This is a genomic window from Psychroflexus maritimus (assembly GCF_011089875.1).
In the GTDB taxonomy this organism is placed as follows: domain Bacteria; phylum Bacteroidota; class Bacteroidia; order Flavobacteriales; family Flavobacteriaceae; genus Psychroflexus; species Psychroflexus maritimus.
In genome coordinates this window covers 20327-44842 of the sequence record NZ_JAANAS010000116.1, presented here as the reverse complement: position 1 = coordinate 44842, position 24516 = coordinate 20327, and the positions used below count along the sequence as shown (strand labels likewise).

The following is a 24516-nucleotide window of genomic DNA, read 5'->3' as shown; positions in this document are numbered from 1 at the left end:
AAAACTAAGCGTATGGCAGTGCATTATTCAGCTTTTATTGAATAATAACTACTTATAAATCTTAGCCTACTAAGACTGTAATTAAACACCACTTAAGTAAAAAGTTTATAAAAAAGTAGGTCAATTTAAGTAAAAATAGAATTATGAAAAAAACCTAACTAAAAAGCTTGAAAAATTTAGCCTATTTTTTCTAAACTACTTCAACTAAAAATAGCACAGCTAATTCATGTTTACTTAAAGTTTAATAAGAAATGTAGGCTAATATTCGCTTACAATTCTTATTTTTGGCGTTCAAAAAATATTTTTATGCGTCAGTTAATAGTTCTTATTTTACTTAGTTTATTCGCCAGTTGTTCTTCCGATAATGCTTTCTTAATTGATAAAAATAAAGTTGGGGTATTAACCGATAAAACATTAATTACTGAAGTGGAAAGTTTATTTGAAAATTATACACTAGAAGGCTTAAATCCAGACCCATCTTCAAAATATATTTCTGCCGATGTAGAGGTTTTTAATGAAGCAGGCGAATTGGTAATGGTAATCGAACCTACAACAAGAGATGATGACGCTAAGATAAAATCGATTAAAATATTTGATGATCAATACAAAACTAAAAACGGCTTAAATGCTAACTCTTTATTTGAAGCGATTGAAAAAAACTACACCATTAGCAGTATTCAAACTACTATTTCTGAAGTCATTGTTTCTATAGAAGAAATTGATGCCTTTGTTACCATAAAAAAAACAGAACTTCCTTCTGAACTTCAATTTGATATGGAAAAAAACATAAAAGCTACACAAATTCCATCTGATGCTAAAATTAAAGGGTTTTGGGTCAATTTTGAGCAATAAACTTTGCCTGACTTATGAAAAAATTAATCAATAAATACCTCCCTAAAATCATTGGGCTTCAGCTTAATTCAATTTACCGAATTAATAAAAAAAAAGCGGTAATTAAAGTCTATCGAATTTTTTGTACACCAAGAAAAGGCAAAGTTAGGCCTGAACACGAAGCATTTTTAAATCGTGCGAAAGCCAACAGCCTAAAAATTGGAAGTGTGGATATTCAAATTTATCACTGGAAAAAAGACAATGCGCCAACTATACTTCTTGTTCATGGATGGGATAGCAATTCTGGAAGATGGAAAATGTTTGTAGAGCATTTTAAAAACCAGTATAATATTGTAGCTTTTGATTCACCTGCACAAGGAAATTCAACAGGAAAAGTGCTGCACGTACCCATTTACGCCAAGACCTTAAAGAAAATGATAAAGCTTTATCAACCAGATTACTTAGTGGGGCATAGTATGGGAGGTATGACCATTTTCTTTAATGAATTTAAAAACACCTCTTCTAAAGTAAAGAAAATAGTAAGCCTCGGGGCACCTTCTGAATTGAGTAAAATTATGGCCGACTTAAAACGGGTTATGCGTCTTAAAAGATCTTTGATGAATGATGTAGAAATGTATTTTAAAGATAAATTTGGTTATAAATTTGCTGAATTTTCCTCACAAAGTTTTGTAAAATCCATTTCCATTCCTGTTTTATTAATTCACGATAAATACGATAAAGTCGTCCCGGTGAAAGAAGCTAAAATGATTGATGAAGCACTTGCCAATTCAAGGCTTTTAATTACTGAAGGAGCAGGACATTCATTGGCTAAAGATGAAGTGAATGAAGCTATAGCAAACTTTTTAACTTAGTTAGATGGAAAAACCAGTACGTATAAATAAATACTTATCTCAAATTGGATTTTGCTCCAGACGAAAAGCCGATGCTTTATTAGAAGAAAAACGAATTAAAGTTAATGGCAAAAATCCTGAATTAGGAACTAAGGTCTTACCAAGCGACTCTATTGAAGTTGACGGACAGTTAATTGGCGAAAAAGATAAAGAAAATGAATTTGTCTATCTTCTTTTGAACAAACCAAGAGGAATAGTTTGCACCACCGATCAAAAAAGAGAAAAAGATAATATTATTGATTTTGTGAATTACCACAAACGCGTTTTTCCGGTAGGCCGTTTAGACAAAATGAGTGAAGGTTTAATCATGTTAACCAACGACGGCGAAATTGTGAATAAGATTTTAAGAGCCAAGAATAAAAACGAAAAAGAATATTTAGTTCAAGTTAACCAACCTATTACTTCAGATTTTATTGAACGCATGAAAAATGGAGTGCCTATTTTAGGTACAATTACCAAAAAAAGTAAGGTAGATAAAATAAGTGAAACAGAATTTAAAATAGTACTTACACAAGGTCTAAACAGGCAGATTAGAAGAATGTGCGAAGCTTTAGGTTACCAAGTAAGAAGACTAACGCGCATTAGAATTATGCACTTAAAATTAGATTTCCCTCAAGGTACCTACCGTGAAATGAGTCCCGAAGAAGTTAGTTTTTTAAAGAAAGAATTACAAGAAGCAGAAAAATAAAAGAATAAATTCTATTTTATCTCTAATCACTTATGTCTATTAAGGGTAGAAAAAAGGACTCACATAAATATTTTCTAAGGATTAAGCAAAAGAAATGCTAAAATCTAAAAAATGTTCATATTCAATTTTTTTAGTTAGGGATAATATACTGATAAACAACAAAAAGTCGCTTCCAACTTGGAAGCGACTTTTTAAGCTATAATTAATTTTGTGCAAAACTTGCACGTATCTATAATTTACTTCACTTCTTCAAAGTCAACGTCTTCTACATCATCTCCTCCACCTTCATTTTGGTTTTGATCAGCGCCTGCTTGTCCTTGAGCAGCTCCGCCCTGTTGAGCTTCTGCTTGTGCTTTATACATTTCTTCAGAAACTTTTTTCCACTCTTCGTTTAATTTTTCTAAAGCTGGTGTTACTTGCTCAACTTCGCCAGTAGCATGAGCTTTTTTCAATTCTTCAAGCGCATCCTCAATAGGCTTTTTCTTATCCTCAGTAAGTTTGTCTCCAAATTCTTTCAACTGACTTTCAGTTTGGAAAATCATAGCATCAGCTTCGTTTAGCTTATCTACTTTTTCTTTGGCTTTTTTATCTGCTTCAGCATTCGCTTTAGCTTCATTTTTCATTTTTTCAATTTCCTCTTCAGTCAGCCCAGAAGATGCTTCTATACGAATATCCTGAGTTTTATTAGTAGCTTTATCTGTAGCGCTAACTTTAATAATTCCGTTAGCATCAATATCAAAAGTTACTTCAATTTGAGGAACTCCTCTTTTTGCTGGTGGAATGCCATCTAAATGAAAACGACCAATTGTTTTGTTATCGGTTGCCATAGAACGCTCACCTTGCAATACGTGGATTTCCACACTTGGCTGATTGTCTTGTGCCGTAGAAAAAACTTGCGATTTCTTAGTTGGAATAGTTGTATTAGACTCAATGAGCTTTGTCATTACTCCTCCCATAGTTTCAATACCTAAAGAAAGTGGGGTAACATCTAATAAAAGTACATCTTTAACATCACCTGTTAAGACACCTCCTTGAATTGCTGCACCAATAGCTACTACTTCATCTGGGTTAACTCCTTTTGAAGGCGACTTCCCGAAGAAATCCTCTACTGCTTTTTGCACAGCTGGAATTCTAGTTGATCCACCTACTAAAATTACTTCGTCAATATCACTCTTGGATAAATCAGCTGCTTTTAAGGCTTTTTCACAAGGAACGATAGTTCTTCTCACTAAATCGGCAATTAATTGTTCAAATTTAGATCTTGAAAGCGATCTTACCAAGTGCTTTGGTCCTGAAGAAGTAGCGGTAACGTAAGGTAAGTTAATTTCTGTTGAGCTTGAAGAAGACAATTCTATCTTAGCTTTTTCAGCGGCTTCTTTTAAACGTTGAAGCGCCATAGCATCTTTTCTTAAGTCAATATCTTCATCTTTAATAAACTCTTCAGCTAACCAATCAATGATTGTTTCATCTACATCGTCACCTCCTAAATGAGTATCACCATCGGTAGCTAGTACTTCAAATACGCCATCACCTAATTCTAAAATAGATACATCATGCGTTCCTCCACCAAAGTCAAAGACAACAATTTTTTGATCTTTATCTTTTTTATCAAGTCCGTAAGCCAACGATGCGGCTGTAGGTTCGTTGATAATACGTCTCACTTTTAAACCTGCAATTTCGCCCGCTTCTTTAGTAGCTTGACGTTGAGAATCATTAAAGTAAGCAGGTACAGTAATTACCGCTTCAGAAACATCTTGGCCTAAATAATCTTCAGCAGTTTTCTTCATCTTTTGAAGAATCATAGCAGAAAGTTCTTGTGGTGTATATAAACGATCGTCAATTTTTACTCTTGCCGTATCATTATCACCTTTTTCAATTTTATAAGCTGAACGATCAATTTCTCTTGAAGATTCAGAATATTTATTTCCCATAAAACGCTTGATAGAAGCAACCGTTTTTTCTGGGTTTGTAACCGCTTGACGCTTCGCTGGATCACCCACTTTAATTTCTCCTCCTTCAACAAATGCAATTACTGATGGAGTTGTTCTTTTTCCTTCTGAATTAGGGATTACGGTTGGCTCATTACCTTCCATTACAGAAACACATGAGTTGGTTGTCCCTAAGTCAATTCCTATAATCTTACTCATAATTTTTATTTTCTTAAGTTATATTTCTATTCAAATTCACTTACTAATTGTCAATCATTATGCCATTCATTTGGTAATGACAGGATGTCAGTTTGTTTTTAAAATGCTTCAACAAAAGCCTTAAGCTAAGCATGTACTCATGAATTAAAGTCATTAAAGTTTTGAAGCCTTCTACTAAAATCTTCGCTAAACATTTTTTGAAGTTGGACGAATTTTTAGTTTTCAAATAAATAATTATAGCTCCATTTTTTTATCGATTTTTAATTTGTAACATCGTTTTTTTCTGTAATATTTGCAATTGTTTAATCTGGTTGAATTAGATGTTTACTGCCAGATAAATAGATTTACTAAAACATTGAATTAACTATGAGTATTACGGAAAAGAAAATTGAATGCATAAGTGTTTTTGATATGCTTAAAATTGGCGTTGGCCCTTCTAGTTCTCACACGCTAGGGCCTTGGCGAGCTTCGCAACGATGGATTGAAGAACTTGAAGAAGACCAGCTAATTCAAGCAATCAAGTCAATACAAATTCATTTATACGGTTCTCTATCCTTAACAGGTATTGGTCACGCTACCGATATTGCTTCCGTTTTAGGTTTATGTGGTCATGATCCTGTAACTATGGACACAGCCATCATCAATGATGAGATTGACTATATCAAAGCTACTTCTCAGCTTCATTTGAACAAGGAAACTTATATTGATTTTGATTACGAAAACGATATCGTTTTTCATAAAGACTTTTTAGACTTCCATCCTAATGGAATGAAATATACCGCCACACTTAAAAATGGGAAAAAAATTGAATCTTATTTTTATTCAATTGGGGGTGGCTTTGTAGTTAAAGAGGAGCGTGAAAACGCAAAACAAAATTTGAAAGAATTAAAATCCTTTCCTTACCCCATACAGTCTGGGGTTGAGCTGCTTAAGCACTGCAAAGAACAAAATATGAGTATTTCTGAATTGGTTTTAGAAAACGAAAAATCATTGAGAAATCTAGAAACTATTGAAAGTGGATTGGAAGCAATTTGGAAAGTTATGCTTGAATCTATGTACGAAGCCTGTCATACCGAAGGAATACTTCCAGGTGGTTTAAATGTGAAACGAAGAGCTGCTTCAAGCAACAAAAAATTATTAGCCGATCAATTTGAAACCTACACTACCCCAGAAGAGTGGTTGGCTACCATCCGAACTACGGAAGTTAAATTTAGACAAATATTACAGTGGGTTAGCTGTTTTGCTATTGCCGTAAACGAAACAAATGCCGCCTTAGGTCGTGTAGTAACTTCTCCTACCAACGGAAGCTCTGGAACACTACCAGCAGTGATGATGTATTATATGACTATTGAAAACCACCAAGCCACCACTAAAGATTTAATTCAATTTATGTTAGTAGCTGGCGAAATTGGTTCTCTATTTAAAAAGGGAGCCACCATTTCAGCGGCCATGGGTGGTTGTCAAGCTGAAATAGGCGTTTCTTCAGCAATGGCTTCAGGGGCTTTATGCGAATTAATGGGGGGCACACCTGAACAAGTTTTAATGGCCAGTGAAATTGCTATGGAACATCACTTAGGATTAACCTGCGATCCGATTGCTGGTTTAGTTCAAATTCCTTGTATTGAAAGAAATGCCATGGGTGCAATAAAAGCAATTAATGCCGCAGAAATTGCTATTGAAAGTGATGCAAGTCAAGCTAAAGTTCCCTTAGACAAAGTAATTAAAACCATGTGGGAAACTGCTCAAGACATGAGCTCTCGTTATAAAGAAACTTCTGAAGGTGGTTTAGCTGTTCAAGTAAACATGAGTGATTGTTAACGAATAACGCACCCGCCTGAACAATGCAGTCAGAGAGGTAAAGAATTTAAAAAATTGGCACAACAATTGATTTATTTGTATGAATAAATTTACATAATTAAAATTATGAACAGAGCATTAATCATATCGTTATTGTTGTTTTCTTCAACTGTATTTAGCCAGAAAATTTTTAGTGTTGATTACGAATCCAGAGCTGATGTTAAGGTGTTTGTTGTCGATTACGAATCTAGGGCCGATTTATTAGTGTATAAAGAAGATTATGAAAGCAGAGCTACCGGTAACGAAGGAAGGTGGTTTTTTGTAGATTACGAATCTAGAGCTGATAAAAAAATATTTTTTGTTGATTATGAGTCTAGAGCAGATTTAAAAGTTTACTTTGTAGAATATCAGTCGCGTGCTGGTTGGAAAAATAAAGAGAAAAAACATTTGCTCTATTAAATGAAACAACAAGAATATAGTTTACAAAGTCCAAAAGAAGAGGTTTACAATACTTTAAGTCATGCTGTAGGTGCCATTTTAGCCCTAGTAGGTACCTTGATTTTGATGTTTAAACTAGAAAACCAATCGCTTTTTGAAGTAATTAGTATTGGGGTTTACTGCCTTAGTTTAGTGATTTTATTTGCTGCATCTACCATTTACCACTGGGAAAAAGACCCGAAAACAAAAAAACTTTTTCGAATTTTTGACCACATTAGTATCTACTTGCTCATTGCTGGTACTTATAGTCCTGTAGTTGTATTCAAGTTATTAAACAGCAATGGGATGTTAATTTTTTGGAGTGTTTGGGGCATTGCCTTACTAGGCACTCTGCTAAAACTCTTCTTTACTGGAAAATTTGAGAAGATTTCATTAATTCTTTACCTAATTATGGGGTGGCTTATTGTTTTTGATTTTCAAAATTTAATAGAACAACTAACTAATGTTCAGCTTATATTTTTAGGCTTAGGTGGTTTTTTCTATACTTTTGGCATTGTTTTTTACGTCTGGCACAAACTAAAATTCAATCATGTAATCTGGCATTTTTTTGTGCTTATAGCTGCCTTTTTTCACTTTCTTCTAGTTGATAGCTTAATTTAAATTTTGTCGTCAACAACTAATAAATTTAGCTTCTTTTATGTTTCAGATGGTAAAACCTTTAAAATTTGCTCATCAGTTCTAACTGAATGATAATTGTCTAACTAATACCATTTATCATTGGTTATTAGATTTATGACTATCGTCATTTTTTAAAAGAACTACCTCAGCTAATTTTGCTTTATCAACCTAAATAAAACTGATTATGTTGTTTATAAATAGCTTACTTGTTAACTGGACTAATGGTGCCATCATTATGACAGTAGTTTTTGGATTAGTAATTGTAGGCTTAATTGGTGCGGTTTATGCCATGGCCAACAGCAAAAAAGAAAAAAAACAAGACCATAGCAATTAGTTTTTTTATTTTACCCTCACTTTATACAAGTTTTTACAACTTTACGAGTGAGGGTTTTTATTTTGTTTTTTCGAGCTAATGAATTTCATCTTCAAAAACACTTACTAAATATAGAGGTCAAACAAAGCTTGTTTTAGCTAAATTTATTTCTTACCAAAATTTGCTTCAACTTTTGTTTTATATCTTCGCCGGCATCAATTAACATCTGCTCATTAGAAGGAAAAGCCACGGGGCGATTATTCAAAATCTCTTTATCTTCATCACTCAAAACTCTAGCATCTCCTTGAAAAACAGCGGAAAGGTTTTCAAATATAAATTCTGTTGCTAGTGGAAAACTATTTATATTTTGCCCAGCCTTAATATCTCTATAAATAACTTGCGCTTGAACTGCAACCGATTTCTGTTGTAAACTTTCCAGTAACAAACCGCTTACCGTAACATAATTATTTACTTTTATTCGATTTCCATCTTCATCACGCACATAAGCGCCTCTAGAATCTTTTTTGTATTCCCAGCCATCAACAACTTCTTCTTCTAAATTAATTTCACGCTCACGTAATCTATCTGGCGAAAAAACAAAATCTGTAAATTGAATTCTAATGCCGTAATCGTAATCCAAATTTTGTTGTCTTTCTGTGTGATAATCGGTCCATTGATCTGCTAAACCATAGGTGTTAAAGTCGAGTAACATATTTTGCACTCGGTTTGGAATCACAAAATCTGTTGTATTAATTAAGGTAGCTAATACAAAGTCGGTCCCCATAAGTTTAGCCTCGTTAAGCATTTGTCGAGTATCCTTAAAGTTAGGGCGCAGCTGCTCAATGCGCTGAAGATCTTCAAAAGCTTCTCTAGCACTAAATTTATCTCCTGAATTAAGCAGTAAATTAGCTTCATCATATAAATAAGTTAGCATTTGATCTCGTGCTTCAATTATTTTTTGATCTAAGTCTAAAAATTCAAACTGCATTTGCCTAGACTGAGATTCGTTTTGCAATGGTAAAAGAGGACGTATTTGGTTTTGAATTTCATTTAATCGTACATATAAATCATGTATTTCAACAGAATTGCTAGCCACGTTTTCTCGTTGAAGAAATTTGATGCGTTTTTTATCGCGTTGTTTTAATTTTTGAAAACCTTCCTCTAAAATCAGCATTTGTTGTTGTGCTCTCCTATTGGTTTTATTCCGCTGTAATTGACTTACGGCAATAGTAATTGATTTCACATAATTGCCCGTAGAAAGTTCACGTTGTGCGCGTTTGGCAGAATTGCAGGAAGCCAGTAAGATAATTCCAATTAAAAGTAATATTTTCTTCATTTGTTTATTGTATTTGATTTATCTAGTAAAATGCTACTCCAGGTTTTCTACTTAAATGTAAAAAGTTCTACCTACTCATACCTATTTTAACTAATCATCAAAAGTAATAAACATTCAACCAAAAATATATTTTTGATTTAAAAATAATTGGTGTGAAGTAAATAATTACTTTTCAACCAGAAGAGTCTTTAATTTCTAGGCTTGATTTTTCCTTTTAAAAGGGGCTTTCAGTTGGCCAAAAAAGTCTTGTGGATATTCTTCATCGTGGTCAAAGCCTAATTCAATATTCTTTCCTTCAGCAGGTATATAAGCCGTATTGAAAACATAGTCCCATATACTAAGGCTAATTCCAAAGTTCACCCCGTAAGGTTTATGACTTGGTAATGCTTTGGCGTGATGCCAAATGTGCATTTTAGGACTGTTAAAAATGTAACCAAAGACTCCGTAACCCCAACCTAAATTAGCATGATTTAAATGCCCAATAAACAAACTGAAAAGATGAACTAGTATAAATTCCTGAATACCAAATCCAATCATAGCTAGAGGAATATACTGGGCGGTTTTATAAAAAACCGTCTCCATAAAATGAAATCTAAAATGAGCCGCATAGCCCATTTCTTTAACAGAATGATGCACTTTATGAAACTCCCATAACCAGGGTGTTTTATGTAAAGCCACATGAACTAACCATTGAATAAAATCGGCTATAACAAACATAATAAGTAATTGAGTCCATGTAGGTAAATCTTGTACTTCAATGGCTGCCAAATTAGTGATTCCAAATACCGCTAAGAAATCATTAAACAACTCTACTGCTACATTTGAAATGGCATTGTAGCCTACTAATGAAAAAATAAAGAAATTAAAAAACAGATAAAAGGTGTCCATCCATAAGCCCTTACGAATTAGTTTTTGCGATTTTCGCCAAGGGATGAATATTTCTAAAGCCCAGACAAAAATAGAAATACCGATTAACCAATAAAAATAGTTATTCCATGAAGGCTGAGCAATTTCAGCAACCAAATAATTAAAATATCCGGTAAAGGAGTTGATAAAAATATCAAGGTATTTTTCCATAGCCTTGCAAAAGTAAACATTGAACACAAAAATCTTGGTAACTTATGTTACTCTTTGATTTATTATTTAAAACAATCTAACTGCCAAGATGAAGCTACTAAAAAACAAAAGTTGTAATTTCGCATTTATGCTTAAACAAATTAGATTAGTATTACTTCCTTTTAGTTGGTTGTATGCTTGTATTTTAACTTTGAGAAACAAATTATATGATTGGGGTTGGAAGAAGTCTTACCAATCTGAAGTTTACACTTTGTGTGTAGGCAATCTAAGTATGGGTGGCACTGGAAAGAGCCCCGCCATTGAATACCTTATAAAAAAACTTCACAAAAACTATAAAATAGCAAGTTTAAGCCGAGGTTACAAAAGAAAATCTAAAGGTTATAAGGAAGTTTTGTTGAATTCAAATGTAGAAGAGGTAGGTGATGAACCTTTCCAATTCAAAAGAAAATTCCCAGAAATAAAAGTAGCCGTTGATGAAAACAGAGCTCACGGAATTAAGCAGTTGACACAACAACACGATTTGAAATGTATTTTATTGGATGATGCCTTTCAACACCGAAGGGTACAACCGCATTTCTCCATATTACTTACGGTTTACAACAATCTCTACGCAAACGACTTTGTGCTTCCTGCAGGAAACTTAAGAGAGCCTAGTTGGGGCGCTCATCGTGCTGATGTGATTCTTGTTACTAAGTGTCCGCTCAATTTATCTATTGAAAAACAACGCCAAATAAAGAAACAGCTTCAATTAAAAAAGTATCAAAAGTTATTTTTTGCAGGAATTGATTATTCAGAAAATGTAGTTTCAGGTTCTCAAAAGCTGGATTTTTCAGCATTCAATCGTTTTACGCTTGTTACAGGAATTGCCAATCCCAAGCCCTTAACTGAATATTTAGATGCTTCAGCAAAAACTTATCAACATTTAAAATTTCCAGACCATCATCATTTTAACACTAATGAAATTGAAAAACTAAAAAAAGAAAAGTTGATTTTAACTACTGAAAAAGACTATGTAAGGCTCAAAGACTTTCTTTCAGAAGACCAATTATTCTATTTACCTATAGAAATGAAATTACTGAAGCATGAAGATAAATTTGAAAACCTCATTTTAAATTCAATTCAAAGACATTATGAACATTGAGGAGTTTAGAGAGTTTTGTCTTTCTAAAAATGGAGTTACTGAAGAGTTTCCATTTAATGAAGACACCCTAGTATTTAAAGTAAAAAATAAAATCTTTGCATTAACATCATTACAAAAATGGGAAAAGGGCGACTATTCTGTCAACTTAAAATGCAATCCAGATTTAGCTGTTGAGTTAAGAGAAAAATATCCTGACGATGTTCTTCCTGGTTACCACATGAATAAAAAACATTGGAATACGGTTCATATTCAGTTTACACAACTAAGTGAAAAATATATTCAACATTTGATTAATCATAGTTATGAACTGGTAGTTAGCCAATTAGCTAAAAAAGTAAGAGAAGAATTAAAGAGACTCTAGGTGAATATGGTCATCATGTCTAACTGTACCACAACCGTGATAAATAATTTTATCCGATTCAATTTCTAGTCGTTCTTGCAAGTGAGGTTCAACAAAAATAGTTTCAACAGCTTTATTACTTGCCATTAATTCAATCAAGTATTTGTTAGCTTGTTGTGCAAAAGTTAAATCTGGATTAACTATCCCAAGCGTTACGTGCTTAGTAAATTCGTATTGTAAATAACCTGTTTCTAAGCAGAAATTAATCTGATTTCTCTCCCCATCTAAAGGGGCTTCAAAAAAACCATAACCACTAAAGGTTGGTTTTAAATTTGAAAGTTGAGCACCCTCTTGATAAACAAAGTCAAAATCAATTTTCTTTCCGTCTAAGTGATAACGGTGTGGAAGTAACGGAAAACCATCTATAAAAGGGAAATTAGCATCGGTGTAAACCATTTTTATTCCTGGGTACTGCTTTTGAAAATCTTTTGCAATAGATTGAATAGTTTGATGAAAATCGGAATTAACATAATTTCTATTAGCTATGCGATAAAAGAAAGAATGAGCTTGCACAGCTTCATTATCTTTTATCTGCTCTCTTCCAAAAGCTGAAGCAAGTTTTGGTACTATAAAAATTGAGGCAATGGTATAATAAACACAAAAAATCAAAGGGAAAGTCCAGCGTTTATAGGTGCTAAAAAAAAATTTGTAGCTCAAGTAAGCCAATAACATAACTAGACCACCAATTTGTGTGATTATTGTCAATGCTACAAAAGAAAGCGTAAAAAAACCCCACTTAATTATTCGGTTAGGTTTTGGCTTTCTTTTAGTTTCTTGATCTAGATTAACAAATTTTCTTAGCAAAAAAAACATTCAATAATTTCAGTGGGTCAAAAGTAAGAAAAAAAAGTGTAGTGCTTTAACAATTAAGATTAAAATACCAACAACTAATTATAATCAAAAAAACCAAAGAGCTGTTTACTGCTTTGGTTTTTTTGAAATCCTATTTTTTTTGTCATCTACTCTAAACTAAACAATCTTAAAACGTTTTCTATCGGTTTCTTTTAGATAAATCTTTCTAATTCTAAGACTATTTGGTGTAACCTCAACGTATTCATCTTTTTGAATGTATTCTAAAGCTTCTTCTAAACTAAACTTTTTAGCTGGAACAATTTTAGCTTTATCGTCTGCTCCTGAAGAACGAACGTTAGAAAGTTTTTTTGTTTTAGTAACATTGACCACCAAGTCGTCTTGACGTGAATTTTCTCCAATTACTTGTCCTTCGTAAATTTCTTCGCCTGGATTAACAAAAAACTTACCTCGGTCTTGGAGTTTATCAATAGAATAAGGAATTGCTTTACCGTTTTCCATAGAAACCAAAGAGCCATTACTTCGTTGTGGAATATCTCCTTTAAGTGGCTGGAATTCTTTAAATCGGTGGGCCATAATAGCTTCACCAGCAGTTGCGGTTAAAAGCTGATTTCTCAAACCAATAATTCCACGAGATGGAATCATGAATTCAATAATCATACGTTCTCCTCTAGTTTCCATAGTTAGCATTTCACCTTTTCTCATGGTAACCATTTCAACAGCTTTACCTGAAAGATTTTCAGGTAAATCGATAGTTAATTCTTCAACAGGCTCACATTTTACTCCATCAATTTCTTTAATAATTACTTGCGGCTGACCTATTTGAAGCTCGTAACCTTCTCTTCGCATGGTTTCAATTAAAACGGAAAGGTGCATTACACCACGTCCAAAAACTTCAAATTTATCGGCAGATTCAGTTTCATGTACCCGTAGTGCTAAGTTTTTTTCTAGCTCCTTAGTTAATCTTTCTTTGACGTGTCTTGAAGTCACAAACTTCCCTTCTTTTCCAAAAAATGGGGAGTCGTTAATGGTAAATAACATACTCATTGTAGGCTCGTCAATGGCAATACTTTTTAAAGCTTCAGGAGTTTCTATATCGGCTACAGTATCTCCAATTTCAAAACCTTCTAAACCAACAATAGCACAAATATCTCCCGGCTGAATTTCTTCAACTTTTCGTTTGCCTAAACCTTCAAAAACATATAATTCTTTAATTTTAGTTTTAGAAACCGTACCCTCACGTTTTACTAAAGAAACGCGCATTCCTTCTTTCAAAAGACCTCTGTGCAAACGCCCAATAGCAATTCTTCCAGTATAAGAAGAGAAGTCTAAAGAAGTGATTAGCATTTGCGTATTTCCTTCAGCTACTTTAGGCTCAGGAATATGTTCAATAACCATATCTAATAACGGCTCAATGTTTTCGGTTTGGTCGTCAGGGCTATCGCTCATCCAGTTATTTAAGGCCGAACCATAAACCGCTGGAAAATCCATTTGCCACTCTTCTGCGCCCAATTCAAACATTAAATCAAAAACCTTTTCATGCACCTCATCTGGAGTACAATTAGGTTTATCTACTTTATTAATTACCACACAGGGCTTTAATCCTAAATCAATAGCTTTTTGCAACACAAAACGAGTTTGTGGCATTGGTCCTTCAAAAGCATCTACTAAAAGTAAAACGCCATCGGCCATATTAAGTACACGCTCTACCTCTCCACCAAAATCGGCGTGACCAGGGGTGTCTATAATATTAATCTTTGTTCCTTTGTAATTTACAGAAACGTTCTTAGAAACAATAGTAATCCCGCGCTCGCGCTCTAAATCATTGTTATCTAAAATAAGCTCACCCGTAGATTCATTGTCTCTAAACAATTGACAATGGTGCATAATCTTATCAACCAAGGTAGTTTTACCATGGTCAACGTGAGCAATAATAGCAATATTTCTAATATCCATTCAAGAGTATTTTAAGGGCGCAAAAGTAAATCAATTTTAACTGATAAATCACTTTTTTACTTTTTTTTTCCTATTTAGCCTATATTCTAATTTTAACCGAAGTAGAATTGGTTGAGATTACCCAAATGTATTAAGCTATAATTTCACAAAAGTCTAGTTAAGCTTCAATTGATGAAGGTATTAAGAAATATTTAAAATAGCATATTTCTGAAATTTAAGTAGGTCTAAAAGCTGCCTTAATATATTATAGAGTATTGATTTTTAATTGGTGATTATAATTAAGCTCAGGTTAGTTATATATGAGGTGTAATCAAATCTTTATTTTGACTACTGATTGCGTTAGGGATGGTAGCGGTTAGCCCGTAAAAAACCATGGCCTGATTTTCTTAACTTAGCAGAGCGACCAAAGAAGCTCCTTCTAGGTTTTAGAAAATCAAGCCATGGGGTTGCGGACTAAAAGCGGACAGCCCGTTATACGCTCAACTATTTTTTCTAGAAATTGTAATTTACAAAAAATGTAAAATTCCTACCTGGATCTGTTAATCGTTCCATTCCACTTAAGCCAGTGTTGGCCTGGTTGCGAAAGGCAAAATTTAAATGATCAAAATAAAAAGTATCAAAAAGATTTAATACGGCTGCCCCTAAATTTAATTGGGGTAGAATCTCGTAACCTAAACGAAGGTCGAGCAATTGGTAAGCAGGTGTAGTTTGATTTTCGCCAAATGAAGTAGCTAAATCTGACTGGCTGCTCACTAATCTATAATCTATTGCTGCCCAAAACTTATGGTGGTTGTAACGCAATGAAAAATTAGAACGAAGCGGAGGGGTTAACGGAAGTGCTTCATTTAAATCTTGATTTTTAGTATAAACATAAGCTATTTGGGTTGAAAATGTAAAGTTGGTAAAAAATTGAATAGCTAAATTTGCTTCAAATCCAGTTTTGTATGCCTTGTCTAAATTTTGAAAAACTTTAGGATTTAAAGGCTCTTGATTGGGCATAAATTTTCGGGTTTTGGTTTCATCTATTAAAGCTACAATGTAGTTTTGAAAGTACGAATAATATACTGAAGCTCCCCAATTTAATTGATTGATACTTGTTTGGTATTTTTTTTTGCCTGAATAAGCAATTTCAAATTGGTTATTAATTTCTGCCTTTAAATTAGGGTTACCGATGTATTCAAAATTATCCTGACCAACCTGAAAATGGTTGATAAATCGTTCGGCCATATTAGCTGAGCGTACACCTCGACCAAAGGCAAATTCAAGCTGATGATTAGGGTGAATGATTTTTTGTAAGGATATGGTTGTACTTAAATTATGTTCAAGACGCTGGTCTAAATTTGGGTAATAAGCTTGAAAATCTTCTTCCGGGTCCTGAGTTTCTGCACTTACTAAATCGTACCTTAAGCCTGCATTTAGGCTAGTAGTCTCATTGAACTGGTATCGCGTTTCTGCAAATAAGCCGTAGGTATCTACATAAGCATCTTGCCAAATTTTATCGGTAAATGCTAAGGGAGGATCAAGCGGTGCTCCAGCCATCGTTGTTTTTACAAGTCTGTTTCTCACTCCATCTCTACGAATAAGTAGAGCGTCTGTTCCTGTGTATAATTGCCAATAATCTGTAAGCCTCCAGGTAAGTTCTAATCTTCCACCAGCAGTTATGGCTTCTACTGGAGAAAAAGCTTCTGCAGCTTGAAAATTACTCCTACGTTGATTGCTCATAAGATGATCTACATAAGAAAAATAAGCTTTAGCTTGAATGCTTTTTAGGCTTCCTTTCATTCGTTTCTTAGAATAATCTAAGGAAAGCATAGAGGAATCGTCAAAATCTGAATCCATAGGCAGACTAGCATGAAGAACATCTCTTCCAAAGGATTGTCTCCAATGTAGCTGTAAGCGTTCATTCATGCTGAAATTATACCCTATCCGCAAACTATAATCTATACTTCTAAACGAAGAAGGTATTGTTCTTCCACTGCCATCTTCGTAATTTCCAAAATCGCGGTAAGCATACATACCTACCAGATCAAATTTTTCTTGTGCATATTGTAAACGAAGCATATTCACTAAATTACCGCCATTGGTTTCATAACCCGAAGAAAGGTTTCCAGAGAACCCATAATTACTCATTTCAGGACGTTTTGAAACCAGGTTTATAATTCCTCCAAAAGTAGCTCCATAGCGCATTGAATATGGACCTCTAATTACTTCAACTTTAGCTATGTCTTCTGGAATGACATGCGTTGTGATTGGATCCATGCGATTGGGACACGCGTGCATGACTTTTGTTCCGTTGTCGTATTGAATATTTAGTTGTTCGTACTGAGTTGCTCTAAATGAGGGATCGATGGCGTAATTTCCACGTTTTATTAGAGCAAATCCGTTGATGTCTCTAAATAAATCAGCTACATTTTTGGGTTGAGTAACTTTTTTTGTTAAATCTGGTGTAGTAAGATGCATGACTGGGTCTTTAAATAAATTTCCAGAAATCAATACTTCTGGTAATTCTTCTACAGCTTCATTTAAGAAGATTTGCCCCGATTGATCTGACTGATTAAGCCTAAGTGTTTTTGTGGTAAATCCTAATGATGTAATCTTTACCAAAAATGTTTTTTGATTTGCAAAATCAACATTAAACTCACCTTTTGCATTTGCTGTTTGATATTTATCATTTGCTAAAAAATGAATAAAGGCTTGCTGAATAGGTTCTTGGTTTTGCTGGTTGACAACTTGGTAAGTTTTGATTTGTGCATTAAGCATAAAAGAACTAGCCATAATAAAAATGGCGTTTATTATAAATTTCATATCTAATAATTTGTTGTTTAACTAATTGTATGCTGTTTTGTCCGATAATAAAAATAAACGCTTGCTTCAATTAATCTATTTACAATTTACTTGTTGAACTAAAGCTTTTATTTCACTTACACATAAGAGATTTTTTTTGTGTGCTTATTTAGTAAAATTTGGCTGCAAGACAAATCATCTAACAAATAAAAACCTTCTAAAAATTAACCTTGTTAGGTTCCTATACAATAGAGTAATTGAAAGGTTTCAGGTTTTTAATCGGACTTTATTATTTAAAAAAAAGAGAGTTAAACAACAGATGCAGGAGGTTTAAAACTACTTCCTATATATTGAAAATTATAGTGTGTAGCATAAAAAAATGAAGTTTGCTTTTTTGTGATACTATTTCCTAAAGCAGGCATCGTTTCAGGAAAGTTTGTTGTAAAAACAAGTTCTGTTTCTAAAAAGACAGCGGTGTTTTTAGGAGTGTTTGTGTCTTTTTTATCTAGCATTTCACTAAGAAAGCATTTTCCATCACATTCTAGCTGAGGCTGGTCTGTATTTTCGCAGTAGTTTTCAATAAAGTTATCTGTGAAAACAATATAATACGATAACCAAAACACCGACTTAACAGTGAATAGTAGAATTGTAAGACACAATACAAGGGCTATTTGAGGTTTGAATGATTTCACCTGGCAAATATAAATAGAAGACTTATATTAGTTGGTGACTAAAGTCATATTTATAGGAGGTTGGCTAAAATTCTTCATCAAAACTTAAACTCTAACGTAGCGTAAAAGCTTCTTGGCAAAGCAGGAATAATACCAGGCCCTGGGTAGCCTGTTGCCCGCTGGGTAAAATAGGATTCATCTAACAAGTTGTTTACCCCTGTTTCTAATGTCCATTTTCGATGACGATAGGAAAAAGAAAGGTCAAAAACTCCATACGCCGGTATAGTTCCAATTATTCCACTTTGGTTGTCATTTAAGTCCTGAGGTGCATTAGTAGCATCTGTAAATTGTTCTGAAAGGTAAGAGTATTGAAAATCTAACAGGAAGTTTTTGTAGCCAGCTTTTAATCCAGTTCGAAGATTAAGATTAGGCACAAAAGGAAGTTCGTTGCCTTCTACTCCAGTTTCTTCAGAATTCACAAAAACCGACTGAGTCAAGGCGAGATTGACATAATAGTTCAATTGAATTTCATTATATTTTTTGAAAAAACTTTCTTTAATGTTCCATTCTACTAGGCTTTCTAATCCGTAAATCAAAGCATTTCCTATATTTCCTCTAAAACGAACAACTCGACCAGCTGGTACTTCCTCACCAAAAGCATTAATTCGAGTACCTACTTTCTGCACTTCAGATATAATATCGTTGTACCATAGACCAAAAACATTAGCATCAAAGGAAAGCTTCTTTTTATAGCGTCCTCGAAAACCAACATCTGCGGTGAAACCATCTTCATCTTTAATGTTAGGATCTACTTGAAAAGAAGGATTGACAATGCGTATATCATTAAAGGTAACCGAGCGGTAATTCCTGGATAGATTAGCATACACTTCTGCAAATTTCTTGGGTTTGTAGCTTACCCCTACTCCACCTAAAAGAATCATTCGTTCACGTGATCGTTGATCTACAAAAGTAGAATCTTGCAGCGCATTTCCTGCTAGATCTCGATTTACAGAACGGTAAGTGCCTTCTGCTTCGGTCTTGATATACTCCAGCCTTAGGCCAGGCGTTACAGAAAATTTATCATTGAGATAAAAAATATTTTCACCAAAAAAGGCTACATTAAGGTTAGGGAAATCAAAATCAGATTGACGCAATTCTGTAGGTAATTCGGCTACAGGATAATTGATAAAATCAAAATTAGCTTCTGCATCTCGTGAACCTGGGCCTTGTCTCTGAGCATTTTTAGCATGGTAATATTTACTCCCCAAAAGCAAGGTAGAATTAATATCAGTTCCAATTTTATATTCGGTTAAATACCTGAACTCTGCTCCCCAATTCACAAAATTACCACGTTCCAAATCTCTAGGTTCATCTAAGTTATCTATTTGCGAAACTCGATCGGTTCTAAAACCTATGGCATCTCTTGAAGAATTCATTCCCCAGGCAATGAAACTTAATTTACTTTTTTCTGAAAGTTGATGATTGAATTTTGCTGTTAACAAATTCCAATTAACGCGAAACCAATTTCGAGTTCGATTGCTAAATGTTGGATCTTCGTTAAACTGAACATCTGTAAGCCCACCTGCTTGTTGAGCTAAATAGCTTAAATGCGTGTATTCTATAGCTAGCTTAGTGCTTTCAGTAAACTGGTAATTTAGGTTAGTATAGGCATTAATGGCTTCAAGACTCATGTTATCTCTAGGTGCCATACCTAAGTTATTCTTATAATTAACATAGGTGTAATGGCTAAATTTTCCATTTGTTCCGCTAATACTATTAAAGCTTGAAAACCCACAGTTGGTGTCGAAGGATTGTCTAGTTATTACTTCAAGAGGTTGAGCGGAAGGCGTCCTTAATTTGAAATTTATTAATCCTCCAAATTGAGTACCGTATTGAAGAGAAGCCGCTCCCCTTATAATTTGTATTTCTTCTAAAGCTTCCGTTGGAGGAGTATAGTAGCTTTCGGGATAACCGAGCACATCGGCGCTAATATCATAACCGTTCTGCCGAGTATTAAAATTAGAAGTTCTATTGGGGTCTAAACCCCGACCTCCAATAGAGAGCTGCAGGCCACAATTTGTACTTTCGTATATGTTGAGGCCAGCAACTTGGGCATAGACTTGCCTAGCATTAGAATTGGATTTGTTTCCTATCATTTGACCTACAAGTACAACTTCGTTTTTTTTACCTGCATTTACTTGCAAATCTTCTACGTCATTTAAACGTCTTAACTGAAAAAGTTCCCTTTTTTTTGCTTGAATTACAACTTCAGACAAACTAATAGATTGCTTCAATCTAAATAAAATATCAGCATCAGCTTCTAAGTTGATTATTTTTTCGTCGTAGGCATAATCATCAATTAAAAAAACTAAACTTCGTTGACCAGCAGCTAAGCTTTCAAACTTAAAATTACCTTCTTCATCACTGAGGGCTGTTTTTCCAGAAGAAGTATCCCAAATTTGTACATTTTTAATGGGTTTTTGATTTTCTTCACTAAGGACTTTACCTTGAAGTGAAATTTGTGCTTGTAAGCCTAATGAAGCAAACAAACATATAAAAACAACCAATTGTTTAAAAACCATAAATTTTTTCGTTAAAAGGTAAAATCCAATCTTTGTGAAGCCAAGTATCTTTAACTTTTGTAAGATCTGTTTTTGGGTTGATGTAAGGTTTGCTTAATCGACCATTCAAAGCAATAAAACTGTTGACATATATTTCAGGGTTAGCAATCCCTTTTTCTTGATAATATGCTTCCAAAAAGTGAGCAAATTGCAAAATAAAATCGGCTTGAATACGCATTTGTTTCTGTTGGTATTCAGTAAGGAATTCTTGGTTTTCTACATAAAACCATTGACCAGTAGAGGGGTCAACTACCTTAAATTGAACATAACCGCCTTTTTCCATTAGCATTACACGCCATGAAAACCGATAGCCTTCTTCAGTCCAAAATAATTCATCTGGATACAACATATACCTAAAAGGGAAAAGTAATTGAAAGCTAAAAAAAAGAATAAAAAATGTAGCAAGTGCTTTATTCTTTAAGTTAGGTGTCCATTCAAGAACAGCTGGTTGTTGTTTCCATTGAAATCTGAAAAGCTTTTTGAAGAAAGCAATAACTTTTTCATGAAAGGAAGCATCGAAGAAGATTAGGGTCGAACAAATCATCACATAAGGAAATATTCCTATAGGAAAAAGCACCCTCGTCATGATGTGAAAAACTACCACTAGTATAAAAGCCAGAACGCGTGTTCGTTTATAAAACAATAAAAAAGGAATGCTAATGTCGTATAGCATGCCACTCCAACTCATTACATAATGCATCCATTCCAATTGAAACAAATCACCTAAAAGCGGTAAATCATAGCGAGATGGCAACCAAATTTTCAATGGCATAGCATTAAGTAGCCATTCTGAGTTTATTTTAGCTAGACCTGCATAAAAATATACAATACTAAGCATCAACTGAACAATAAGAATGTTATACCTTGGTAGTTTAGTAAAGGCAATATTTTTATCATACTTAGCATCGATTGAAAAATAGGCATTAGCTGGCAAAAAAATCAATAAAAAACTTATGATACTAACAAAATAGTAATGGTTGAGGTAGTAAGTTTTGTCGATGAGTTCGCAATAAGTAAAACTCAAGAAGAATAACAAAGCCGACCACCTGTATTTAAAGCCAAGCATTATTCCTAAGGCTGCTAGCAGTGCTATAGCATATAAAATATACGTGTAAACGCCCAAAGACTCTACAAATTCAAATCCCCAATACTTAAAGTGAAATTGTGGTTCAATATAATATTTATCTACCCAGCCCTGCATTACAAAACGTAAAGTAGTGTAAAGCATTAAAAGGCCAAATAAAACTCTAAAAACCGCAAGAGGTGCGGCTTTTACAGGTGTTGCTAAATATGTTAAAAAATTGTTTTTCAAAGTCTTAGCCTAAAAATTAAGCATTATAAATAAGGCAATTAGTCTCCATCACCACTGTCAAATTCTAAGGCTATGCTCAAAGCAGAAAACATATCAGATTTTAAAAACACTACATTATCTTGTAGGTCTTCAAAGGCTTCTAGCATGCTATTATTATTAGTATTAATTTGATTATAAAAGCTATCATTTAACTCATTGATGTTACTAATTGATACTTCGTATTGATCATTTATTAAACTTGATAAATTTTCGCCATTTTTGATGGTATCTAAAAAGTCCAGGTAATCTGCAAAACTTTCAGCAGTAGTGTCTGCATTAATAGCATTACCATTAAAGAAAGCACGATGTGCTTGCAATGCCTCAATAGCAAGAACTTTTGATAAATCTTTTTTGTAAAAAGCCTCCACTCTAGTAGGTTGTGGCTCTCCGCCAGAATACACCCCTGCTGGAAATCCAATTTTTCCATTTCTTAATCTTACTTCGTAAAACTCCATAAACACGTTAGCCATTCTGTTGGTAGAACTGTTGGCAGAAGTCCCTGAATTTTGTACAAAAACATCTCGGTATCCATTTTGCCATTCAGCTAAAACCTGATTGCTCAAAAAATCTATCCTATCTACCACATCAGTTAAGTACTGTCTGTATTTTTCTCCATTAAAATCATTATCAAACCGATTTAAAATTTCAGCATCGCTTTCAGCTAAGCCAAAAAGCAAATAATCTAATGCGGGGAAACCCTGTTCATCATTAAGGTTTGGGTCGGCGAGGTTGTAATTCTGTTCTTCGATAAGCGAATTAATGTTAGCTGCATTGGTTGGATAAGTATTCACAAAAGATCTTAAAACTAAATCTCTCGCTGGACCAATATCATACATTTCAACAGTTTGCCAAACTACATAAGCCGTTTCCCATGCAGTTCTTAAATTAGCTAAATTTTCAGCGTTAGTTTCTGTTAAAAAGGCATCGGAAGCAGACTTTAAAGCATTTGTTTCGGCAACAAAGTTTTGGTAGGAAGGTATAATCAGATTATCCGCCCAATTGTTAAGCATTTGACTTCTATCAAAATTGTTTGATGGGTTATTCTCTCCATCGGAGTCATCATCTGAGCAGGCCACAAGTGAACATACAGCCACCAAAAAGACAAATAAAAAATATTTTTTTGTAAACTTCATAGCAAATATATTTAGTAAAAATTAGTGGACTTCCCTTGAGGGAAGTCCACTAATTATATTAATTTTTAAGGAGTGTTATTTACATAAAAACTTTCAACTTCTGCGTCGGTAAAGTTATAGATATTTTGAATATAACCAATTAAGCCATCAAGATTTTGTAGCAAGTTGGTATCATTTAAAAACTGATAACTTTCAGGGTTCTCACCTTCAACTGCTTTGAGTTCGCTAAGAATAAAGTCAATTTCACTATCAGTAATTTGTTTACCCGGAATACGTTTTAATCCGTGAGCAAAAGCTACTCCTTCTCCGTAGGCGTGCATAGCATTTCCTAAAGCAATATCTCGTTGTTCACCATCTGCCAATTGAAAGGCTGCATTAAGTTGGTCTATAGTAGATTTACAGTAAAAAATTACGGTTGCAAAGTTAGATTTTTCCCAGTTTAATAAAAACTCATCTAAAGCGTCATCTCTTTCCGATGTAAAATCACTTCCAGCCTCCATCGCCGCTTTTGCAGTAATTAAATTAGTTTGTATGTCAAAGAAAAATCCAGTTTGGGAAGTTAAGTCTGAACGTCTTCTAGAATATTTAGCGGCGGCTGTTACCTCAGCTACATCAAAATCAGGTTGAGTACCATGAATTTCTACAAGTCGGTCAATAGCTTCACTGTCTGTAAATCCTTCTTCACCCATTTTAATATTATTAACAACTGAAAGAGCATGGTTGTAAAGTGCCGCACCAAAGGAACCTTTTTCTATCATTTGTTCAAGCTCAAGACCATATTCGTCAAGAAGTCGGGTGCCTAAAAGTCCACCTTGGCTACTAGCATCTGGAGTATTTCCTAAACCTGGATTAACAAATCCTTCGCTAGAGTTTGCCGCATTGACCAATTCTGTTAGCCAAGCATCTATCAGGTTTTTGTAATTTGGCTCTGTAATTGAAGCAAGAGTAGCAGGATATTCAATGGAAGAAATTCCAGCATTTGGTGCTGCGGCTTCAGCAGCATTTACAGCGGAAGTTAAACTCCCAAGCTCAGTTATTACCTGATCTTCTGTGGCTACATTAAGGTCGTAGTTTTCAGAAACGTAAGTAGAAGGTATTGTTAAGTTTTGAAGGTCGTTGTTGTCATCATCAGAACAAGACCATAAGCTAAAAGCTAAAATGCCAGAAAGAACGGCTAATTGAGAATGTTTTACAATTTTCATTTGATAAATATTTTAATTTTGGTGCAAATATATGGAATCATTCTAAATAACAAAGTTTATCTAGATTAAATATAAATAAAACTTTAAGAATTAATGAAGGTTTACCAATTGGCATTTCAGTTCACCTTTATAAACAGCATAAATAAGCATCGTCTTTCTCAACTAAAATTTGGTTAATTGTAGTGATTTCAACTAAATGTTAGATTGGCGGTGTGTTGTAGGGCTAAAAAC

20 protein-coding genes are annotated in these 24516 nt (G+C 34.0%); 9 read left to right on the top strand and 11 right to left on the bottom strand.

All coding sequences use genetic code 11. From position 1 onward, the window contains the following. Positions 1-306: 306 nt before the first annotated feature. From G7034_RS11515 to G7034_RS11505, 3 genes are read left to right on the top strand one after another with little or no spacing between them, the layout of a single operon-like run. The gene (locus tag G7034_RS11515; RefSeq protein ID WP_166401105.1) at positions 307-852 is read left to right on the top strand and encodes a hypothetical protein; all 546 of its coding nucleotides are present in this window, start codon (positions 307-309) and stop codon (positions 850-852) included. A gap of 14 nt (positions 853-866) precedes the next feature. Next, positions 867-1703 carry an alpha/beta fold hydrolase gene (locus G7034_RS11510; RefSeq protein ID WP_166401104.1) on the top strand — a complete coding sequence of 279 codons (837 nt, stop codon included), beginning with the start codon at positions 867-869 and terminating at the stop codon, positions 1701-1703. A gap of 4 nt (positions 1704-1707) precedes the next feature. Further along, complete coding sequence (locus G7034_RS11505; RefSeq protein WP_166401103.1) at positions 1708-2430, top strand: pseudouridine synthase; 723 nt, start codon at positions 1708-1710, stop codon at positions 2428-2430. Between the two features lie 236 nt (positions 2431-2666). Here G7034_RS11505 and dnaK read toward each other — a convergent pair whose 3' ends face one another. Then, positions 2667-4577 carry a molecular chaperone DnaK gene (gene dnaK / locus G7034_RS11500; RefSeq protein WP_166401102.1) on the bottom strand — a complete coding sequence of 637 codons (1911 nt, stop codon included), beginning with the start codon at positions 4575-4577 and terminating at the stop codon, positions 2667-2669. A 366-nt stretch (positions 4578-4943) separates the two neighbouring features. On the opposite strand from dnaK, the gene G7034_RS11495 reads away from it, so the two are divergent. The 4 genes from G7034_RS11495 (at position 4944) to G7034_RS11480 (ending at position 7824) form a co-directional block, all read left to right on the top strand. After that, on the top strand, positions 4944-6395 hold the full coding sequence (locus G7034_RS11495) for an L-serine ammonia-lyase (protein WP_246166841.1): 1452 nt from the start codon (positions 4944-4946) through the stop codon (positions 6393-6395). Between the two features lie 105 nt (positions 6396-6500). Continuing rightward, entirely contained in the window at positions 6501-6833 is a 333-nt protein-coding gene (locus G7034_RS11490; protein ID WP_166401101.1) for a DUF6150 family protein, read from the top strand. Beyond that, the gene (gene trhA / locus G7034_RS11485) at positions 6834-7472 is read left to right on the top strand and encodes a PAQR family membrane homeostasis protein TrhA (protein ID WP_166401100.1); all 639 of its coding nucleotides are present in this window, start codon (positions 6834-6836) and stop codon (positions 7470-7472) included. It begins immediately after the preceding gene. Between the two features lie 202 nt (positions 7473-7674). Continuing rightward, positions 7675-7824, top strand: a complete 150-nt coding sequence (locus tag G7034_RS11480) for a hypothetical protein (protein ID WP_166401099.1) — start codon at positions 7675-7677, stop codon at positions 7822-7824. A 133-nt stretch (positions 7825-7957) separates the two neighbouring features. Here the strand turns inward: G7034_RS11480 and G7034_RS11475 are convergent, their stop codons facing one another. Together G7034_RS11475 and G7034_RS11470 are read right to left on the bottom strand one after the other, a co-directional pair. Next, positions 7958-9139 carry a hypothetical protein gene (locus G7034_RS11475; protein WP_166401098.1) on the bottom strand — a complete coding sequence of 394 codons (1182 nt, stop codon included), beginning with the start codon at positions 9137-9139 and terminating at the stop codon, positions 7958-7960. Between the two features lie 195 nt (positions 9140-9334). Further along, positions 9335-10216 carry a sterol desaturase family protein gene (locus G7034_RS11470; protein ID WP_166401097.1) on the bottom strand — a complete coding sequence of 294 codons (882 nt, stop codon included), beginning with the start codon at positions 10214-10216 and terminating at the stop codon, positions 9335-9337. A gap of 127 nt (positions 10217-10343) precedes the next feature. On the opposite strand from G7034_RS11470, the gene lpxK reads away from it, so the two are divergent. Together lpxK and G7034_RS11460 are read left to right on the top strand one after the other, a co-directional pair. After that, positions 10344-11357, top strand: coding sequence for a tetraacyldisaccharide 4'-kinase (gene lpxK / locus G7034_RS11465; protein ID WP_166401096.1), 1014 nt, complete (start codon positions 10344-10346; stop codon positions 11355-11357). Continuing rightward, the gene (locus tag G7034_RS11460; protein ID WP_166401095.1) at positions 11347-11718 is read left to right on the top strand and encodes an MmcQ/YjbR family DNA-binding protein; all 372 of its coding nucleotides are present in this window, start codon (positions 11347-11349) and stop codon (positions 11716-11718) included. Before lpxK ends, G7034_RS11460 begins: the two co-directional genes overlap by 11 nt. Here G7034_RS11460 and G7034_RS11455 read toward each other — a convergent pair. From G7034_RS11455 to G7034_RS11420, 8 genes are all read right to left on the bottom strand, one after another. Further along, complete coding sequence (locus G7034_RS11455) at positions 11704-12561, bottom strand: hypothetical protein (protein ID WP_223177627.1); 858 nt, start codon at positions 12559-12561, stop codon at positions 11704-11706. The genes G7034_RS11460 and G7034_RS11455 overlap by 15 nt on opposite strands. A gap of 165 nt (positions 12562-12726) precedes the next feature. Next, positions 12727-14523 (bottom strand): translational GTPase TypA, encoded by a 1797-nt coding sequence (gene typA / locus G7034_RS11450; RefSeq protein WP_166401093.1) that lies wholly within the window; start codon positions 14521-14523, stop codon positions 12727-12729. A 492-nt stretch (positions 14524-15015) separates the two neighbouring features. Further along, on the bottom strand, positions 15016-17328 hold the full coding sequence (locus G7034_RS11445; protein WP_166401092.1) for a TonB-dependent receptor domain-containing protein: 2313 nt from the start codon (positions 17326-17328) through the stop codon (positions 15016-15018). 287 nt (positions 17329-17615) lie between these two features. After that, on the bottom strand, positions 17616-17999 hold the full coding sequence (locus tag G7034_RS11440) for a hypothetical protein (protein ID WP_166401091.1): 384 nt from the start codon (positions 17997-17999) through the stop codon (positions 17616-17618). Between the two features lie 77 nt (positions 18000-18076). Next, positions 18077-20560 carry a TonB-dependent receptor domain-containing protein gene (locus tag G7034_RS11435; RefSeq protein WP_166401090.1) on the bottom strand — a complete coding sequence of 828 codons (2484 nt, stop codon included), beginning with the start codon at positions 20558-20560 and terminating at the stop codon, positions 18077-18079. Continuing rightward, entirely contained in the window at positions 20550-21911 is a 1362-nt protein-coding gene (locus tag G7034_RS11430; RefSeq protein ID WP_166401089.1) for an HTTM domain-containing protein, read from the bottom strand. Before G7034_RS11430 ends, G7034_RS11435 begins: the two co-directional genes overlap by 11 nt. A gap of 38 nt (positions 21912-21949) precedes the next feature. Beyond that, the gene (locus tag G7034_RS11425) at positions 21950-23083 is read right to left on the bottom strand and encodes an imelysin family protein (RefSeq protein ID WP_166401088.1); all 1134 of its coding nucleotides are present in this window, start codon (positions 23081-23083) and stop codon (positions 21950-21952) included. Positions 23084-23148: 65 nt separating this feature from the next. After that, positions 23149-24285: a hypothetical protein gene (locus G7034_RS11420; RefSeq protein WP_166401087.1), complete on the bottom strand. Its 1137-nt coding sequence runs from the start codon at positions 24283-24285 to the stop codon at positions 23149-23151. Positions 24286-24516 lie beyond the last annotated feature (231 nt).

What these genes read in the sequence shown, in the direction of transcription:
- G7034_RS11515 (WP_166401105.1), top strand. Translation starts at nt 307, where the DNA reads ATGCGTCAGTTAATAGTTCTTATTTTACTTAGTTTATTCGCCAGTTGT.
- G7034_RS11510 (WP_166401104.1), top strand. Translation starts at nt 867, where the DNA reads ATGAAAAAATTAATCAATAAATACCTCCCTAAAATCATTGGGCTTCAG.
- G7034_RS11505 (WP_166401103.1), top strand. Translation starts at nt 1,708, where the DNA reads ATGGAAAAACCAGTACGTATAAATAAATACTTATCTCAAATTGGATTT.
- dnaK (WP_166401102.1), bottom strand. Translation starts at nt 4,577, where the DNA reads ATGAGTAAGATTATAGGAATTGACTTAGGGACAACCAACTCATGTGTT.
- G7034_RS11495 (WP_246166841.1), top strand. Translation starts at nt 4,944, where the DNA reads ATGAGTATTACGGAAAAGAAAATTGAATGCATAAGTGTTTTTGATATG.
- G7034_RS11490 (WP_166401101.1), top strand. Translation starts at nt 6,501, where the DNA reads ATGAACAGAGCATTAATCATATCGTTATTGTTGTTTTCTTCAACTGTA.
- trhA (WP_166401100.1), top strand. Translation starts at nt 6,834, where the DNA reads ATGAAACAACAAGAATATAGTTTACAAAGTCCAAAAGAAGAGGTTTAC.
- G7034_RS11480 (WP_166401099.1), top strand. Translation starts at nt 7,675, where the DNA reads ATGTTGTTTATAAATAGCTTACTTGTTAACTGGACTAATGGTGCCATC.
- G7034_RS11475 (WP_166401098.1), bottom strand. Translation starts at nt 9,139, where the DNA reads ATGAAGAAAATATTACTTTTAATTGGAATTATCTTACTGGCTTCCTGC.
- G7034_RS11470 (WP_166401097.1), bottom strand. Translation starts at nt 10,216, where the DNA reads ATGGAAAAATACCTTGATATTTTTATCAACTCCTTTACCGGATATTTT.
- lpxK (WP_166401096.1), top strand. Translation starts at nt 10,344, where the DNA reads ATGCTTAAACAAATTAGATTAGTATTACTTCCTTTTAGTTGGTTGTAT.
- G7034_RS11460 (WP_166401095.1), top strand. Translation starts at nt 11,347, where the DNA reads ATGAACATTGAGGAGTTTAGAGAGTTTTGTCTTTCTAAAAATGGAGTT.
- typA (WP_166401093.1), bottom strand. Translation starts at nt 14,523, where the DNA reads ATGGATATTAGAAATATTGCTATTATTGCTCACGTTGACCATGGTAAA.
- G7034_RS11445 (WP_166401092.1), bottom strand. Translation starts at nt 17,328, where the DNA reads ATGAAATTTATAATAAACGCCATTTTTATTATGGCTAGTTCTTTTATG.
- G7034_RS11435 (WP_166401090.1), bottom strand. Translation starts at nt 20,560, where the DNA reads ATGGTTTTTAAACAATTGGTTGTTTTTATATGTTTGTTTGCTTCATTA.
- G7034_RS11425 (WP_166401088.1), bottom strand. Translation starts at nt 23,083, where the DNA reads ATGAAGTTTACAAAAAAATATTTTTTATTTGTCTTTTTGGTGGCTGTA.
- G7034_RS11420 (WP_166401087.1), bottom strand. Translation starts at nt 24,285, where the DNA reads ATGAAAATTGTAAAACATTCTCAATTAGCCGTTCTTTCTGGCATTTTA.